At 69.8% G+C, this 16,232-nt stretch carries 15 protein-coding genes; 13 read left to right on the forward strand and 2 right to left on the reverse strand.

What is annotated here, in order from left to right:
• Positions 1-29: 29 nt before the first annotated feature.
• The 13 genes from AC3WQM_RS29260 to AC3WQM_RS29320 all read left to right on the forward strand — a co-directional run bounded on the left by AC3WQM_RS29260 (position 30) and on the right by AC3WQM_RS29320 (position 13,968).
• Positions 30-560: a MarR family winged helix-turn-helix transcriptional regulator gene (locus AC3WQM_RS29260; RefSeq protein ID WP_070063702.1), complete on the forward strand. Its 531-nt coding sequence runs from the start codon at positions 30-32 to the stop codon at positions 558-560.
• 125 nt (positions 561-685) lie between these two features.
• The gene (locus tag AC3WQM_RS29265) at positions 686-1,681 is read left to right on the forward strand and encodes a helix-turn-helix domain-containing protein (RefSeq protein ID WP_354348011.1); all 996 of its coding nucleotides are present in this window, start codon (positions 686-688) and stop codon (positions 1,679-1,681) included.
• Between the two features lie 101 nt (positions 1,682-1,782).
• On the forward strand, positions 1,783-3,237 hold the full coding sequence (locus tag AC3WQM_RS29270) for an amidase (RefSeq protein WP_492683474.1): 1,455 nt from the start codon (positions 1,783-1,785) through the stop codon (positions 3,235-3,237).
• 56 nt (positions 3,238-3,293) lie between these two features.
• Positions 3,294-4,277, forward strand: coding sequence for a Bug family tripartite tricarboxylate transporter substrate binding protein (locus tag AC3WQM_RS29275; protein ID WP_307697063.1), 984 nt, complete (start codon positions 3,294-3,296; stop codon positions 4,275-4,277).
• A gap of 107 nt (positions 4,278-4,384) precedes the next feature.
• Positions 4,385-5,695 (forward strand): ABC transporter substrate-binding protein, encoded by a 1,311-nt coding sequence (locus AC3WQM_RS29280; protein ID WP_307636095.1) that lies wholly within the window; start codon positions 4,385-4,387, stop codon positions 5,693-5,695.
• Positions 5,692-6,447, forward strand: coding sequence for an ABC transporter ATP-binding protein (locus AC3WQM_RS29285; protein WP_159278774.1), 756 nt, complete (start codon positions 5,692-5,694; stop codon positions 6,445-6,447). The genes AC3WQM_RS29280 and AC3WQM_RS29285 overlap by 4 nt, the downstream gene beginning before the upstream one ends.
• Positions 6,434-7,132 carry an ABC transporter ATP-binding protein gene (locus AC3WQM_RS29290; RefSeq protein WP_139702206.1) on the forward strand — a complete coding sequence of 233 codons (699 nt, stop codon included), beginning with the start codon at positions 6,434-6,436 and terminating at the stop codon, positions 7,130-7,132. Before AC3WQM_RS29285 ends, AC3WQM_RS29290 begins: the two co-directional genes overlap by 14 nt.
• Before the next feature lie 8 nt (positions 7,133-7,140).
• The gene (locus AC3WQM_RS29295) at positions 7,141-8,007 is read left to right on the forward strand and encodes a branched-chain amino acid ABC transporter permease (RefSeq protein WP_062477701.1); all 867 of its coding nucleotides are present in this window, start codon (positions 7,141-7,143) and stop codon (positions 8,005-8,007) included.
• 10 nt (positions 8,008-8,017) lie between these two features.
• Positions 8,018-9,052: a branched-chain amino acid ABC transporter permease gene (locus AC3WQM_RS29300; protein WP_492683475.1), complete on the forward strand. Its 1,035-nt coding sequence runs from the start codon at positions 8,018-8,020 to the stop codon at positions 9,050-9,052.
• A complete protein-coding gene (locus tag AC3WQM_RS29305) occupies positions 9,049-10,161 on the forward strand; it encodes a class II histone deacetylase (RefSeq protein WP_307636098.1) in 1,113 nt (370 codons plus the stop codon). The genes AC3WQM_RS29300 and AC3WQM_RS29305 overlap by 4 nt, the downstream gene beginning before the upstream one ends.
• Before the next feature lie 63 nt (positions 10,162-10,224).
• Entirely contained in the window at positions 10,225-10,848 is a 624-nt protein-coding gene (locus AC3WQM_RS29310) for a CHAP domain-containing protein (RefSeq protein WP_492683476.1), read from the forward strand.
• Positions 10,849-10,868: 20 nt separating this feature from the next.
• Entirely contained in the window at positions 10,869-11,636 is a 768-nt protein-coding gene (locus AC3WQM_RS29315) for a class II glutamine amidotransferase (protein WP_492683477.1), read from the forward strand.
• 115 nt (positions 11,637-11,751) lie between these two features.
• Positions 11,752-13,968, forward strand: a complete 2,217-nt coding sequence (locus AC3WQM_RS29320; RefSeq protein WP_492683478.1) for a TonB-dependent receptor — start codon at positions 11,752-11,754, stop codon at positions 13,966-13,968.
• Here AC3WQM_RS29320 and gshB read toward each other — a convergent pair whose 3' ends face one another.
• Positions 13,969-14,922: a glutathione synthase gene (gene gshB, locus AC3WQM_RS29325; RefSeq protein ID WP_492683479.1), complete on the reverse strand. Its 954-nt coding sequence runs from the start codon at positions 14,920-14,922 to the stop codon at positions 13,969-13,971. It lies immediately after the preceding gene.
• Entirely contained in the window at positions 14,922-16,199 is a 1,278-nt protein-coding gene (locus tag AC3WQM_RS29330; RefSeq protein WP_492683480.1) for a benzoate/H(+) symporter BenE family transporter, read from the reverse strand. The genes gshB and AC3WQM_RS29330 overlap by 1 nt, the downstream gene beginning before the upstream one ends.
• Between the last annotated feature and the right edge of the window lie 33 nt (positions 16,200-16,232).

Raw genomic sequence — 16,232 nt, forward strand, 5'->3', positions numbered from 1 at the left:
TCACGACGCCTCCACGCCACGACCTCACCGTGCCCCGTTCACGTACCCCTTCCCGGCCCAGCGCCAAGCCCCTGCCCAAGGCACGCAGCAGCGCCGCGAGCGCCCCGGCCTTCGACCTCGAGACCTTCCTGCCCTTCCAGCTTTCGGTGGTCGCCAACCGCGTGAGCCAGACGGTGGGCCAGTCGATTGCCAGCCGCTTCTCGCTGCAGATTCCGGAGTGGCGCATCGTCGTGGTGCTGGGCAAGTACGGTGCACTGTCGGCGCTCGAGATCGCACAGAAGACGAGCATGGACAAGGCCCGCGTGAGCCGTGCGCAGCATCGGCTGGTGGACCTGGGGCTGGCCAACATGCACCCCTCGGCCGACGACCGCCGCAAGGTCATCGTGTCGCTCGAGGAAGAAGGCCTGGCGCTGTACCGCGACATGGTGCCGCTGGCGCACGACACGGCGCAGCGCCTGTTCTCGCAGCTCACGGCCGACGAGCGCCAGGTGCTGCAGACCATCGTGCAGAAGCTGTTCGACAGCACCACCGGCTTCGAGCCCAGCGGCGAGCTCGAATAGGCCACGATCGGGTGGCTTAGGGGTTTGCCCTGTCACTTTAAGATCGTTGTCAACGAAACAATCTGGTCTGGAGATTGCTTCCGGCACGGGTCTTCGCACCCCTGCCACCGCTTCGCCGGACCGCCATGACCAGCCAGACCGCCTCCGTTCTTCCTGCCCCCGCCCCCACCGTCGCGACGCGCTGGACCCTGTCCACGCACGACATCGACGCCTACGCCAGCGGCCAGAACGGCTGGCACCTGGCGTGCGACATGCTCTCGGGCGGCAGCTTCGCCGGCTTTCTCGACCATGTGCAACTGCCCGGCCTGCGGCTGGTGCGCGAGACCACCAACCGCGCGCTGCGTCAGCACGGCGAGATGAACCCCGACTGCTGCGGCTTCGCCCTCACCTGCCGGCAGGACGGCGAGGCGCGCTTCTCGGGCCAGCGGCTGGACACCGAATCGGTGATGGTCGGGCGCTGCGACGAGCTCGACCTGTGCAGCCCGCCGGGCTTCGAGCTGACGGGCATCGTGGTCGACAACGCGCTGCTGCAGTCGCTCACCGAACGCCTGAACGACCGCGCGCCGCCGGCCTGGCTCGAACGGCGCGTGGTGCTGCACTTCGACGACCCCACCATGCAGTCGCTGCGCGGCACCTTGCGCGGCGCCTTCGGTGCGCTCGACGCCATGCCCGGCCTGCTCGACGACCCCGTCGCCACGGTGCAGCTGCGCGACGACGTGCTGCTGGCGTGGCTCAACGCCTTGCCCGAAGACGTCGACCTGCGCGAGCTGCGTTCCACCGAAGCGCACCGCCGCGTGGTGCGCCGCGCCTGCGAGCTGATGATGTCGCGGCCCGACGAGCCGCTGTCGATGCTGCAGGTGTGCAGCCGCATCGGCGCGAGCCAGCGCAAGCTGAACTACTGCTTCCAGGAAACGCTGGGCCTGAGCCCCGCGCGCTACCTGCGGGCGCTGCGCCTGAACGGCGTGCGCCGCGCACTGAAGCGGCCCGAGTCGCGCTCGGTGCAGGACATCGCGGCGCACTGGGGCTTCTGGCACCTGAGCCAGTTCGCGACGGACTACCGGCGCCAGTTCGGCGAGCTGCCCTCGCAGACGCTGCGCGGCGCGGCGCTCACGAGGCACTGATCCGGTGCACGGGCCGAGGGGAATCCCTCGGTTTTCGGGGCGCCAGTTTTGCCGTTTTTTGATACCTGCTTGCGGAGGCGGTCGCTATCGTTGACCGCCATATGTCCGCCACGCTGCCACCCCTTCCCAGCGCCCGTTCGCTCGCCGCCGCCCTGCAACGCCGCGAGCTCTCGTGCCGCGAACTGATGCAGACCTGCCTCGCGCGCATCGCGCGCCTCAACCCGCAGGTCAACGCGCTGGTGTCGCTGCAAGCGCCCGAGGAGATGCTGCGCCAGGCCGACGCCTGCGATGCACAGTTGGCGCGCGGCGACGCGGTGGGCCGGCTGCACGGCTTCCCGATGGCGCCGAAGGATTTCGTCGCCACCGCCGGCCTGCCGACGACGATGGGCAGCCCGGTGTTCGCGAAGCAGGTCACGCCCCACGACGCGATCATGGTCGAGCGCCTGCGCCGCGCCGGCGCGCTCTTCGTGGGGCGCAGCAACACGCCCGAGTTCGGCCTGGGCTCGCACACCTACAACACGGTGTTCGGCACCACGCGCAACGCATGGAACCTCGAGCACGCGGCCGGCGGCAGCAGCGGCGGTGCCGCGGTGGCGCTCGCACTGCACATGCTGCCCGTGGCCGACGGCAGCGACATGATGGGCTCGCTGCGCAACCCCGCGGCCTGGAACCACGTCTACGGCCTGCGCCCCTCGCTGGGCCGCGTGCCCACCGGGCCGGGGCCGGAGCTGTTCTTTCAGCAGCTGGGCTGCGAAGGGCCGATGGGCCGCACGCCTGAGGACGTGGCCTGGCTGCTGTCGGTGCAGGCGGGCTACGACGCGCGCTCGCCGCTGAGCCTGGCCGGCGACGGCGAGGCCTTCGCGCAACCGCTCGATGCAGAGTTGCGCGGCCAGCGCATCGCGTGGCTCGGCGACCTCGGCGGTCACCTGCCGATGGACCCGGGCGTGATGGCGCTGTGCGAATCGGCGCTGCGGCATTTCGACACGCTGGGCTGCAGCGTCACGCCCGCCGTGCCCGCTTTCGATTTCAACGCCCTGTGGACCGCCTGGCTGCGCCTGCGCGGCTTCATCGTCGCCGGCGCGCTGCGCGGGCTGCATGCCGATCCGGCCACGCGCGCGCAGCTCAAGCCCGAGGCCTGCTGGGAGATCGAGCAGGGCGAGCGCCTGAGCGCCGCGGCGCTGCACGAGGCGGCCGTCACGCGCACGCAGTGGCATGCCGCGCTGCTGCAGCTCTTCGAACGCTTCGACTTCCTGGTGCTGCCGGCCGCGCAGGTGTTCCCGCTGCCGGCCGACGTGCACTGGCCGCGCGAGGTCGGCGGTCGCGCCATGGACACCTACCACCGCTGGATGGAAGTGACCATCGGCCCCTCGCTCGCCGGCCTGCCCGCGATGGCGATCCCGGCCGGCTTCTCGCAGGCCGAGGGCACGCGCGGCCTGCCGATGGGCCTGCAGCTCATCGGCCGCCCCGGCGCCGACCTCGACGTGCTGCGCATGGCGCACGGCTGGCACCAGGCCGTGCCCTTCGCGAACCTGCAATCGCCGCTGCTGCTGCAGTAGCAAGCCCCCTGTTTCCCGTACTCCGACACATCTCACACAACCCGAGGAGAGAACCCATGCGCAGACGTTCGCTGATTGCTGCCGGCCTGGCCGCCGGCCTGTCCCCCATCGCCCTGCCCGCCCTGGCGCAGGGCCTGGGGGGCAAGACCCTGAACCTGATCGTGCCCTACCCCGCGGGCGGCGGCTCCGACATCAATGCGCGCCTGGCCGCGCCCGAGCTGTCGCGGCTGCTGGGCCAGCCGGCCATCGTCGACAACGTGCCCGGCGCCAGCGGCTCGCTCGGCGTGATGAAGGCGGCCAACGCGCCGGCCGACGGCTCGGCCCTGCTCGTGGGTTCGCCGATGGAGCTGATGCTCACGCCGCTCACGCTCAGCAGCGCGCGCTACAAGGCCGAGGACTTCCGCCCCATCGGCGTGATGGCCGTCACCTCGATGGTGCTGCTGGCGCGCAAGGACCTGGGCGTGGGCAGCGTCGACGAACTCATCGCACTGCTGCGCCGCCCCGACACGAAAGAGCTGAGCTACGGCAGCATCGGCCCCGGCTCGCTCTACCACCTGCTGGGCGAGCGCTTCATGCAGCAGACGGGCACCAAGATGCTGCACGTGCCCTACAAGGGCTTCGCGCCGCTGGTGAACGACCTGCTGGGCGGGCAGATCGACCTGGTGTTTGCGCCGCTGGCCGGCAACGTGCCCGACCTGCTGGACGCCGGCAAGGTCAAGGCGCTGGGCATCGCGGCCTCGGCGCCGCACGAGCGCTTCACGGCCATTCCGCTGATCCGCAACAGCAAGGGCCTGGACGACTTCGTCTACAGCCTGTGGGCGGGCATCCAGGTGTCGCACCGCGTGCCCGAGGAAGCGCAGCAGCGGCTGCACACGGCCTTCAACCAGATGATGCTCAAGCCCGAGCTGCGCCGCGCGCTGGAACTCGGCGGCAGCAAGGTGGCGCCCGAACAGACGCTGGCCGAGCTGCGCCGCGGCTACCAGGCCGACATGGAGCGTTACCGCGCCATCGCCAAGTCGGTGAACCTGCGGCCCGAATGACATCCGCGGGCACGGGCCCGCGTTTTGCCAGTTTTCGATAACGCCGCGGCGGCGCGCAGAGAGAGGATGCGGACCTGTCCATCCTTCATCCGCCAAGGAGAACCTCCATGTCCGCCGACCTTTTCCCCGCAGCCTCCGGCGCCCTCACGCGCCGCCAACTCGTCATCGGCGGCGGCGCGGCCGCGCTGGCCGGCGTGCCCGCGCTGGCGCATGCGCAATCGAAGACCATCAAGATCGGCTACCTCACCACGCTGTCGGGCGTTCGCGCCAACTTCGGCGAGGCCGATCCGTGGAGCCTGGAGCGCGTGCGCGCCGCGCTGAAGGACGGCCTGACCATCGGCGGCACGACCTACAAGGTGGAGATCGTGGTGCGCGACACGCAGTCCGACGCCAACCGCGGCGCCACCATGTCCAGCGAGCTGCTGCTGCGCGAGAAGGTCGACCTGCTGCTGGTGCAGGACAGCGACGCCGCGCTGGCCGCCGGCCAGCTGTGCGACGTCAACGGCGTGCCGATGGTCTCGACCATGGGCCCGTGGCAGGCCATCACCTTCGGGCGCGGCTCCACGCCGCAAAAAGGTTTTCCGTTCTCGTTCCATTTCTTCTGGGGCGCCGACGACGTGCTGAAGAACTTCTTCGGCATGTGGGAGCCGCTGAAGGTGGAGCGCACGCTGGGCACGCTGTACATCGACAACGGCCCGGGCCACGCCTTCGCCGATCCGGCCACGGGCATCCCGGGCGGTGCGAAGCAGCGCGGCTACAAGGAGACCAACGGCGGCTTCTTCAAGATCGCGACCGACGACTTCAGCAACCAGGTCTCCAGCTTCAAGGCGGCGCGCGCGAACATCGTCTCGGGCTTTGCCTATGCCAACCACTTCGCCACGTTCTGGAAGCAGGCGCAGCAGGCGGGCTACCGGCCCGAGGTGGTGACGATGGCCGCGTCGTTCCTGTTCCCGAGCGCCGTGGAGTCGCTGGGCGCGGCGGGCAACGGCATGTCGACCGAGGTCTGGTGGACGCCCAACTTCCCGTTCAAGTCCTCGCTGACGGGCCAGAGCGCCAAGGCGCTCGCGGCCGACTGGGAGGCGACCACCGGCAAGCAATGGACGCAGCCCATCGGCTACGGCCACGCGCTGTTCGAGGTCGGCATTGCCGCGCTGAAGAACGCCACCAACCCGAAGGACAAGAAGGCCGTGCGCGACGCGCTGGCCAACCTGCAGCTCGATTCGGTGGTGGGGCGCATCGACTTCAAGGGCAGCCCGATCAAGAGCGTGGCCGTCACGCCGATGGTGGCGGGCCAGTGGCGCAAGACCAAGGCGGGCAGCAAGTTCCCGTACGAGCTGGTCATCACGCACAACAGCACCGCCAAGCAGATTCCGGTGGAAGACGAGCTCAAGCTGCTGTCGCAGCTGAAAGCTGCATGACCGACTGCCTCGTCATCGACGGCCTGTGCAAGCGCTACGGCGAGATCGTCGTGGCCGACCAGGTGGCGCTCTCGCTCGCGCGCGGCGAGTGCCTGGGCGTGGTCGGGCCGAACGGCGCGGGCAAGAGCTCGCTGTTCAACCTGATCACCGGCGTGGCCGTGCCCGACGCCGGCAGCATCCGCCTCGAAGGCCGCGAGCTGGTCGGGCTGCGTGCCGATGCGCGGGCGCGGCTGGGCGTGGCGCGCGCCTTCCAGATCCCGCAGCCCTTCGCGCACCTGAGCGCCTACGAGAACGCACTGGCCGCCGCCACCTTCGCCGCGCGGCTGCCGCGCGCGCAGGCCGCGCGCCAGGCCTGGGCCGTGCTGGAGCGCACCGGGCTGGCCGACCGCGCCGACGTGCCGGCCGGCCGCCTGCCGCTGCTGGACCGCAAGCGCCTGGAGCTGGCCAAGGGCCTGGCGGCACGGCCGCACCTGCTGCTGCTCGACGAGATCGCCGGCGGTCTCACCGAGGCCGAGGTGCAGGTGCTGGTGGCGCTGGTGCTCGAGCTGAAGCAGGACGTGGCGATGATCTGGATCGAGCACATCGCGCAGGCCTTGATGGCCGTGGCCGACCGCATCATGGTGCTGAACTTCGGCCGCAAGCTGCTGGAAGACACACCCGCCGCCGCCATGGCCAGCCGCGAGGTGCGCGAGGTCTACATGGGCGTGGGCGACGAAGACGCGCAAGAGGAGCACACCCATGCCGCTGCTTGAAGTGCGCGACCTGTGCAGCCACTACGGCGACCTGCAGGCGCTGTTCGACCTGTCGCTCGACGTGGCGGAAGGCGAAGCCACCGCGCTCATCGGCGCCAACGGCGCGGGCAAGTCGACGTTGATCCGCGCCATTGCCGGGCTGGGCTCGCGCAGCCGTGGCGGCATCCGCTTCGACGGCCAGGCGATCGAAGCCGAGCCGGCCGAGCGCATCGCGCGGCGCGGCATCGCGCTGGTGCCCGAGGGGCGGATGCTGTTTCCTTCGCTCACCGTGGAAGAGAACCTGCGCATGGGCGCGCTGTGCGGGCGGACGGGCCACTGGACGCTGCCCACGGTGTACGCGCTGTTCCCGATCCTGCAGGAGTTTCGCCACCGGCCGGCCACGCAGCTGTCGGGCGGCCAGCAGCAGATGGTGAGCATCGGCCGCGCGCTCATGGCCAATCCGCGCCTGATGCTGTGCGACGAGATCTCGCTGGGCCTGGCGCCCGTGGTCATCGAGCAGATCTACCGCGCCTTCGGCGACATCCGCGCGCAGGGCACGGCCCTCTTGGTGGTGGAGCAGGACGTGACGCGCGCCTGCCGCATCGCGCAGCGCGTGTACTGCCTGCTCAAGGGGCGCGTCACGCTCGCGGGCCGCGCATCGGACTTCAGCGCGGCGCAGATCGCCAACGCCTACTTCGGACACTGAACACACCCATGGCCTGGCTCGAAACCCTCATCAACGGCGTGCTGCTCGGCGGCCTCTATGCGCTCTTCGGCCTCGGGCTGGCGCTGGTCTTCGGCGTGATGCGCATGGTCAACCTCGCGCACGGCGAGTTCGTGGTGCTCGCGGCGTACTTCGCGGTCTTCCTGGCCACGCAGTTCCCCGGCGTGTCGCCGCTCTTCTTCATCGCGCCGGTGGCGCTGGCGGCCTTCGGCATGGGCTACCTGCTGCAGCGGCTGCTGCTGAACCGCGCGGTGGCCACCGACGATCCGCTCACACCGGTGCTGGTCACCTTCGGCATCGCGGTGGTGCTGCGCAACCTGATGGTCGAGCTGTTCGGCGCCGACCCGCGCGCGCTGGACGGCGGCGCGCTGGCCACGGCGGGCTTCGAGATCGGCGGGCTGCGCATCGGCTGGTACCCGGTGCTGGTGCTGGTGCTCGCGGTGCTGGCCTTCGGCGCGCTGCAGTGGCTGCTGCAGCACTCGCGCTTCGGGCTGGTGGTGCGCGCCACCTCGGACCACCGCGAGATCGTGCGCACGATGGGCGTGCGCCCGCGCCATGTGTATGCGGTGGTGATGGGGCTGTCGCTGGCCTTCGCGTCGGTGGCGGGGCTGCTGCTGGCGCTGCGCACCTCGTTCACGCCGTTCTCGGGCGTGGAGCGGCTGCTGGGCGCGTTCGAGGTGGTGATCATCGGCGGCCTGGGCTCGTTCCGCTGGGCGCTGGTCGGCGGCATCGCGCTGGGCGTGGCGCAGCTCGTGGGCCAGCGGCTCGATTCCAACGCGGGCGCGCTGTACGCCCACCTGCTGTTCTTCGCGGTCCTGATGGTGCGCCCCAACGGCATCGCTGGCGCACGTACCTGAGATGACTTCGATGCGCCCTCCGTCCCTCGCCCCCTGGATCGGCTTCACCGCCGCGGCCCTTGCCATCGCCTTCGCGCCCACCGTGGCCGACGGCGGCCTGCTGCGCCTGCTCAGCGAGGTGCTGATCACGCTGGCCATGGCCCAGATGTGGAACCTGCTGGCCGGCTACACCGGGCTGGTGTCGATGGGCCACCAGGCCTTTGCCGGCATCGGCGCCTACCTGCTGTTCGTGGCCTCCGACCGGCTGGGCATCTCGCCCTACTGGATGGTGCCGGTGGCGGGCCTGGGCGGCGCGCTGCTGGCGGCCGTGGTGGCGCCGCTGATGTTCCGTCTGCGCGATGCCTACTTCTCGATCGGCATGTGGGTGCTGGCCGAAATCGTGCGCCTGCTGGTCGCCAAGTTCCCGCTGTTCGGCGGCGAATCGGGCGTGCCGTTGCAGGCGGTGCGGCTGGTGGAAGCCGAGACCTTCCAGCAGAACGCGTTCTGGATCTCGGGCGCCATTGGCCTCGCGGCGGTGGCCGGTGTGTACCTGCTGATGCGCTCGCCCTTCGGCCTGGGGCTGATGGCGGTGCGCGACAACGAACTGGCCGCCACCAGCATCGGCGTGAACGTGTGGCGCAACCGCTTCATCGCCTTCGTGCTGTCGGGGCTGGGCTTCGGGCTGGCCGGCGGGGCGCACTTCATGGGCACGATGTTCGTCTCGCCCGACTCGGCCTTCGACATCAACTGGGTGGTGACGGCGATGTTCATCGTGATCATCGGCGGCATCGGCACCATCGAGGGGCCGCTGATCGGCACCGTCATCTACTTCGGGCTGCGCGAGCTGTTCAACACCTGGTTCGCGATGTCGGGCGGCTGGTACCTGATCGCGATGGGCTGCATCGCCATCGCTGTCATGCTGCTGGCACCGCGCGGCCTGTGGGGGCTGGCGCGCGAACGCTGGGGCTGGCGCGGCCTGAGCGTGCAGCGCCATCCGCCGCCGCGCGACGAAGCCTCGCTTTCCGCACCTCTTCCTCCCTCCACGCAACAAGGACGCACCGCATGAAGACCACCGCCTTCTTTCACGACGAACGCACCTTCTGGCACGTGCCCGGCGGGCTGCATGCCCTGTTCCTGCCGGTGGGCGGCTGGGTGCAGCCCATGGCCGGCAGCGGCATGGCCGAGTCGCCCGATTCCAAGCGGCGCATCAAGTCGCTGATGGACGTGTCGGGCCTGAGCGCGCAGCTCGATGTGCTGAGCGCGCCCATGGCCAGCGAAGAAGACCTGCAGCGCGTGCACCCCGCCAGCTACCTGCAGAAGTTCAAGGCCGCCAGCGACGCCGGCGGCGGCGACCTGGGCGAGGTCGCGCCCTTCGGCCCGGGCAGCTACGAGATCGCGAAGCTCTCGACTGGCCTGGCCATTGCCGCGATGGACAGCGTGCTGCAGGGCCGCCATCGCAACGCCTTCGCGCTCACGCGCCCACCGGGCCACCACTGCCTGCGCGAGCACAGCATGGGTTTCTGCCTGTTCAACAACATCGCGGTGGCCATCGAGACCATGAAGGCGCGCCACGGCCTGGGCCGCGTGGCCGTGATCGACTGGGACGTGCACCACGGCAACGGCACGCAGGAAATCTTCTACGACCGCCCCGACGTGCTCACGCTGTCGCTGCACCAGGAGAACTGCTTCCCGCCCGGCTACAGCGGCGCCGAAGACCGGGGCACGGGCGCGGGGCTGGGCTTCAACGTGAACATCCCGCTGCAGCCCGGCGGCGGTCACGCGGCCTACATGCATGCCTTCGAGCGCATCGTGACGCCGGTGATCGACCGCTACCGGCCCGAGCTGATCGTGGTGGCGAGCGGGCTGGACGCCAACGGCGTCGACCCGCTGGCGCGCATGCAGCTGCACCCCGAGTCGTTCCGCCAGATGATGCGGCAGGTCAACGCACTGGCCGCCAAGCATTGCGACGGGCGCGTGGTGGTGGTGCACGAAGGCGGCTACTCGGAAGCCTGCGTGCCCTTCTGCGGGCTGGCGGTGGTGGAAGAACTGTCGGGCCACCGCACCGAGGTGGAAGACCCGTTCAGCGACTTCTTCGGGCTGCAGCAGCCGTCGGCGCGCTTCGATGCGTTCCAGCGTGAATTGATGGGCGAGATGGCGGCGTTGCACGGGCTCTGAGACGTTCGCATGGACTAAGCTCGTCGCTGCCGGCCCGTGGCCGCGCGTCCTGCTTCACCGTCCATGCCCCGTTTCATCACCCGCCGCACCGTCGTCGCTCTCTCCGCCCTCGTCCTCGTCGCCCTGCTCGGCCTGTGGGGCGCGAGCCGCTTCAACGTCAACCCGGCGCACGCGCCCGGCGAGGTGATCGACCAGTTCGAGGGCGTGCCGGTGTACTTCAACGGCGCCATCAACCACGTCGACGGGCGCAGCGTGGCGCCCGACGGCTACAACATCGGCCTGCGCTGGCAGTGCGTGGAGTTCGTCAAGCGCTACTACTACGAGCGGCACCAGCACCGCATGCCCGAGGCGCGCGGCCATGCCAAGGCCTTCTTCGACGCGGCCGTGGCGGACGGTGCGCTGAACTCGGCGCGCAACCTGGTGCAGCACCGCAACGGCGGCGCGAGTGCGCCGGCGGTGGGCGACATCGTCGTGTTCGCGCCGTGGCTCTTCAATCCTTACGGCCACGTGGCGATCGTCTCGCGCGTGGACGCCGACGCGGTCGAGATCGTGCAGCAGAACCCCGGGCCCTTCGGCACCTCGCGCGAGCGCCTGTCGCTGGCGCTCACCGCCGACGGGCGCACGCAGCTGGGCACCGAACGCGTGCTCGGCTGGCTGCGGCTGCCCACCTCCTCCTCCAAATCCTGAATCGCGGTCTAATCACAGCCATGTGCCAATTGCTAGGGATGAACTGCAACACGCCGACCGACGTGACCTTCAGCTTCACGGGGTTCGCGCAGCGCGGTGGCCGCACCGACCACCATGCCGACGGCTGGGGCATCGCGTTCTTCGAGGACCGCGGGCTGCGCCACTTCGTCGACCACCAGCCCGCGTGCGAGTCGCCGGTGGCGGAGCTGATCCGGCGCTACCCCATTCAAAGCCGCAACGTCATCGCGCACATCCGCAAGGCGACGCAGGGCGAGGTCAACCTGCAGAACTGCCACCCCTTCGTGCGCGAGCTGTGGGGCCGCTACTGGGTGTTCGCCCACAACGGCGACCTGAAGGACTTCCGTCCGCGCCTGCACGGCAACTTCCATCCGGTGGGCAACACCGACAGCGAGCACGCCTTCTGCTGGATCATGCAGGAGCTGGCCAAGTCGCACGCGGGCGTGCCCAGCGTCGAGGAGCTCACGCTCACGCTGCGCGAACTGGCGCCGCAGCTGGCGGCGCATGGCACCTTCAACTTCATGCTGTCCAACGGGCAGGCGCTGTGGGCGCATGCCTCCACCCACCTCTGGTACGTGGAGCGCCGCCACCCCTTCGTGACGGCGCAGCTGTCGGACGAAGACCTGGCCATCGACTTCGCCCAGCACACCACGCCCACCGACCGCGTGGCCGTGGTGGTGACGGCGCCGCTCACCACCAACGAGACCTGGACGCCCTTCACCTCGGGCGAGTTGCATGTGTTCGTGGACGGCCAACGGATGCCGCGCTGAGGCCTGACATTCAGCCTTTTGGCTGACACTTTTTTGCAACAGCGCAAGAAAGTATCGATGAGTGAGTGCAAACAATGAACAATAACTGTTCTCATTTGCATTCGGTCGATCTTTCATGTCCGCTCCCCGTTTCTTTCTCCGCCCGACCGTGGCCGCCTCGCTGCTGGCCCTTCACGCCCTGACGGCCCTGGCGCAGACACCGCCCGCCGAACCGGCGGCCCCTGCCAGCGGCACGCTGAGCACCGTCACCGTCGAAGCCAGCGCCGACGCCTCGGCCGAAGGCCTGACCAAGCCCTTCGCGGGCGGGCAGGTGGCGCGCGGCGGGCGCGTGGGCATCCTGGGCAACCAGGACATGATGGATTCGCCCTTCTCCAGCACCAGCTACACGCACGAGCTGATCCAGAACCAGCAGGCCAAGAGCGTGGCCGACGTGCTGCAGAACGACCCCTCGGTGCGCGTGGCGCGCGGCTTCGGCAACTTCCAGGAGTCGTACTTCATTCGCGGCTTCGTGGTGAATTCGGACGACATCGCCTACAACGGCCTGTACGGCCTGCTGCCGCGCCAGTACATCTCGTCGGAGCTGTTCGAGCGCGTCGAGGTGCTGCGCGGCGCGAGCGCCTTCCTGAACGGCGCCACACCCACGGGCGGCGGCATCGGCGGCAACATCAACCTGCTGCCCAAGCGCGCGCCGAACGAGCCGCTCACGCAGGTCACGCTGGGCACGGCCAGCGGCTCGCAGAGCTACGTGTCGACCGACATCGCGCGCCGCTTCGGGCCCGACCAGAGCCTGGGCGTGCGCCTGAACGCAGCCCACCGCGACGGCGGCACCGGCGTGAACGCCGAGCAGGTGAAGCTCGACGTGGCCTCGGTCGGCTTCGACTGGCGCAGCCGCAACGCGCGCATCTCGGCGGACATCGGCCACCAGGAACATCGCCTGACGCGCACGCGCCCGAACGTGACGCTCGGCGCCGGCGTGACGCGCGTGCCGTCCGCGCCCGACAACCAGCTGAACTACGCGCAGCCCTGGACCTACTCCAACGAGCGCGACACCTTCGGCTCGCTGCGCGGCGAGTACGACCTCACCGACAACGTGACGGCCTGGATCGCCGGCGGCGCGCGCAAGAGCCACGAGGGCAATGCGCTGGCCGGCCTCACGCTCACGAACAACCTCGGCATGGGCAACATGTCGCGCTTCGAGAACCAGCGCCAGGACAGCACCCGCACGGCCGAAGCCGGCGTGCGCGGCAAGTTCGCGACCGGCCCGGTGAACCACACGGTGGTGGCCTCGTACTCGTACTACCAGCTCAAGGAGAAGAACGCCTACAAGTGGGACTTCTTCAACCCCCTGAAGAGCAACCTGTACGCGCCCATCGGCTACCCGATCCCGGCCTACACGGCGAGCGCCTTCCGCGGCAACGACATGGACAACCCCGCGCTGCTGACGCAGACGCGCCTGAGCAGCCTGGCGATCGGCGACACGCTGTCGTTCCTGGACGACCGCGCGCAGCTCACGCTCGGCGTGCGGCGCCAGAAGCTGGAAAGCACCGACTTCGCCTACGACACCGGCAAGCCCACCGCGTACGAGAAGAGCCGCACCAGCCCGATGGCCGGCTTCGTGTTCAAGCTGCAGCCGCAGGTGTCGCTGTACGCGAACTACATCGAGGGCCTGAGCAAGGGCGACACCGCGCCCACGGTGTCGACCGGCGGAGCCGTGCGCAACGCGGGCACGCAGCTCTCGCCCTATGTGTCCAAGCAGAAAGAGATCGGCATCAAGTTCGACGGCGGCCGCATCGGCGGCGGCCTGGCCTTCTTCACCACCGACAAGCCGCGCGCCCTCGTCAACAGCGCCGGCTACTACGTGGCCGAAGGCCGCGACCGCCACCAGGGCCTGGAGCTGACCGCGTTCGGCGAAGCGGCCAAGGGCGTGCGCCTGATGGGTGGCATCACCTTCCTGGACGCCAAGCAGCGCGCCACGGGCGACGCCACGACCGACGGCCGCCGCGTCATCGGCATCGCGAAGACGCAGGGCACCCTCGGCGTGGAATGGGACGTGCCGGGCGTGCGCGGCCTGTCGCTGGACGGCCGCGTGGTGGCCACGGGCCCGAGCTACGCCGACGCCGCCAACACGCTGCGCGTGCCCGGCTGGACACGCTTCGATGTCGGTGCGCGCTACCTCACCGAGGTGGCCGGCAAGCTGGTGACGCTGCGCGCGCGCATCGACAACCTGACCAACCGCAATTACTGGGCTTCGGTGGGCGGCTACCCGAACAATGGCTACCTGGTGCTCGGCGCGCCGCGCACCTTCACGCTGTCGGCGTCGGTCGACTTCTGATCAGGCCGAGGCCAGGTGCGCCTCGAGCGCATCGATGAACATCTTCGGCACGTCGAAGCCGGTCTGTTCGGTGATCTCCTGAAAGCAGGTCGGGCTGGTCACGTTGATCTCGGTGACCGCGTCGCCGATCACGTCGAGCCCGATCAGCAGCAGCCCGCGCGGCGCGAGCACCTTGCCGATGGCTTCGGCGATCTCGCGGTTGCGCGCCGTGAGCGGCTGGGCCACGCCCTTGCCGCCGGCCGCGAGGTTGCCGCGCACCTCGGTGCCCTGCGGAATGCGTGCCAGCACGAAGGGCGCCGGCTCGCCCGCGATGATCAGGATGCGCTTGTCGCCCTGCGTCACCTCGGGCACGAAGCGCTGCACCATGATGGTTTCGGCGCCGTCCTTGTTGAGCGTCTCGACGATGGAGCCGAGGTTCAGCGCATCCTGCTTGACGCGGAAGATGCCCATGCCGCCCATGCCGTCGAGCGGCTTGAGGATGATGTCGCCGTGTTCGGCATGGAAGTCGCGCACGGCCTGCGCGCTGCGCGTGACCAGCGTGGGCGTGACGAACTGCGGAAACTCCATGATCGCGAGCTTCTCGGGATGGTCGCGCAGCGCGCGCGGCGAGTTGACCACCTTCGCGCCCTCGCGCTCGGCCTGCTGCAGCAGGTGCGTCGAGTAGATGTACTCGGCATCGAAGGGCGGGTCCTTGCGCATCAGCACGGCGTCGAAGTCTTTCAGCGCCTTCGATTCGATGATGTCGACGTGGTACCAGTCCTTCGCATCGCCGGTGAGCGTGATCTGCTGCACCACCGCCGAGACGCGCCCGCCGGATTTCCACTGGATGTCCTGCGGCAGGCAGGCCGCGATGCGGTGGCCGCGGCGCTGGGCCTCGCGCATCATCGAGAAGGTCGTGTCCTTGTAGATCTTGAAGTGATCGAGCGGGTCGGCGACGAAGAGGATGTTTTTCATCAGGCGTTCTTTCCGGCGCCGGGAGCGGCGGCTGTGGAGGGGGTTTCTGGCGGCATGTTGCCGGAAGCGGCGATGTCCTTGCCGGCCGGGGCTTTTTCAACTGGCACCCGTGCGCGGCCGACCTGCTGCACCGCCAGCGCCACCGCGCCGGCCACCACGCCCCAGAAGGCGGAGCCGATGCCGGCCAGCGTCACGCCCGAGAGCGTGACCAGGAAGGTGATGAGCGCGGCCTCGCGGTGCGCCTCGTCGCGCACCGCCGCCGCCAGCCCGCCGCCGATGGTGCCCAGCAACGCCAGCCCGGCGATGGCCGCGACCAGCTCTTTCGGGAACGCTGTGAGCAGGCCAGTGACGGCCGCGCCGAACAGGCCGATCACCACGTAGATGGCGCCGCAGCTCACGGCCGCCGTGTAGCGCCGCGCCGGGTCTTCGTGCGCCTCGCGGCCCATGCACATGGCGGCCGTGATGGCGCTCAGGTTGAGCGCGAAGGCGCCGAAGGGCGCGAGCACCAGCGTGGCCAGGCCGCTGATCGTGATGAGCTTGCTGACCGGCAGGTCGCTGTAGCCGCTGGCGCGGATCGCCGCCACGCCGGGCAGGTTCTGCGAGGCCATGGTCACGACGAACAGCGGCAGCGCCAGGCTCACGATGGCCTGCCAGGTGAACACCGGCACCGTGAACACCGGCCAGGTGAGCGAGAAGTGCACGGAAGACCATGCCAGCTCGCCGCGCGCGGCTGTGAAGGCAATGGCCACCAGCAGCGTGAGCGGCACCGCGTAGCGCGGCAGCAGGCGCTTGCCCACGAGGTAGGTGGCGAGCATCAGCAGCACCAGCGGCAGCGCGGTCTGCGCCGCCGTGAAGGCCGCAAGGCCGAAGCGCGCGAGCACGCCGGCCAGCAGCGCCGAAGCCAGCGCCATCGGGATCTTGTTCATCACCCGCTCGAACCAGCCCGTGGCGCCCGCAAGCACGATCAGCACCGCGCAGACGATGAAGGCGCCCACCGCCTCGCCCATGCCGTAGCCCGCGCCGGCCACGGCCAGCACGGCCGCACCAGGGGTGCTCCAGGCGATCATGACGGGCTTGCGCCACCACAGCGAGGGCAGCGCCGAAGCGAGCCCCATGCCGATGCCCAGCGCCCACATCCACGAGGCCGCCATCTCGGGCGTGGCCCCGAAGGCCTGGGCGGCCTGGAACACGATGGCCACCGAACTCGTGAAACCCACGAGCACGGCGACGAAGCCCGCGGTGAAGGCCGAAAGGCTCAGGTCCTTGAAGAATCGCATGCCGCGATTCTGCCGGGGCGCGCGGCCTGGCGC

The sequence above is a fragment of the Variovorax sp. FW301-JW7 genome (genome assembly GCF_058788795.1).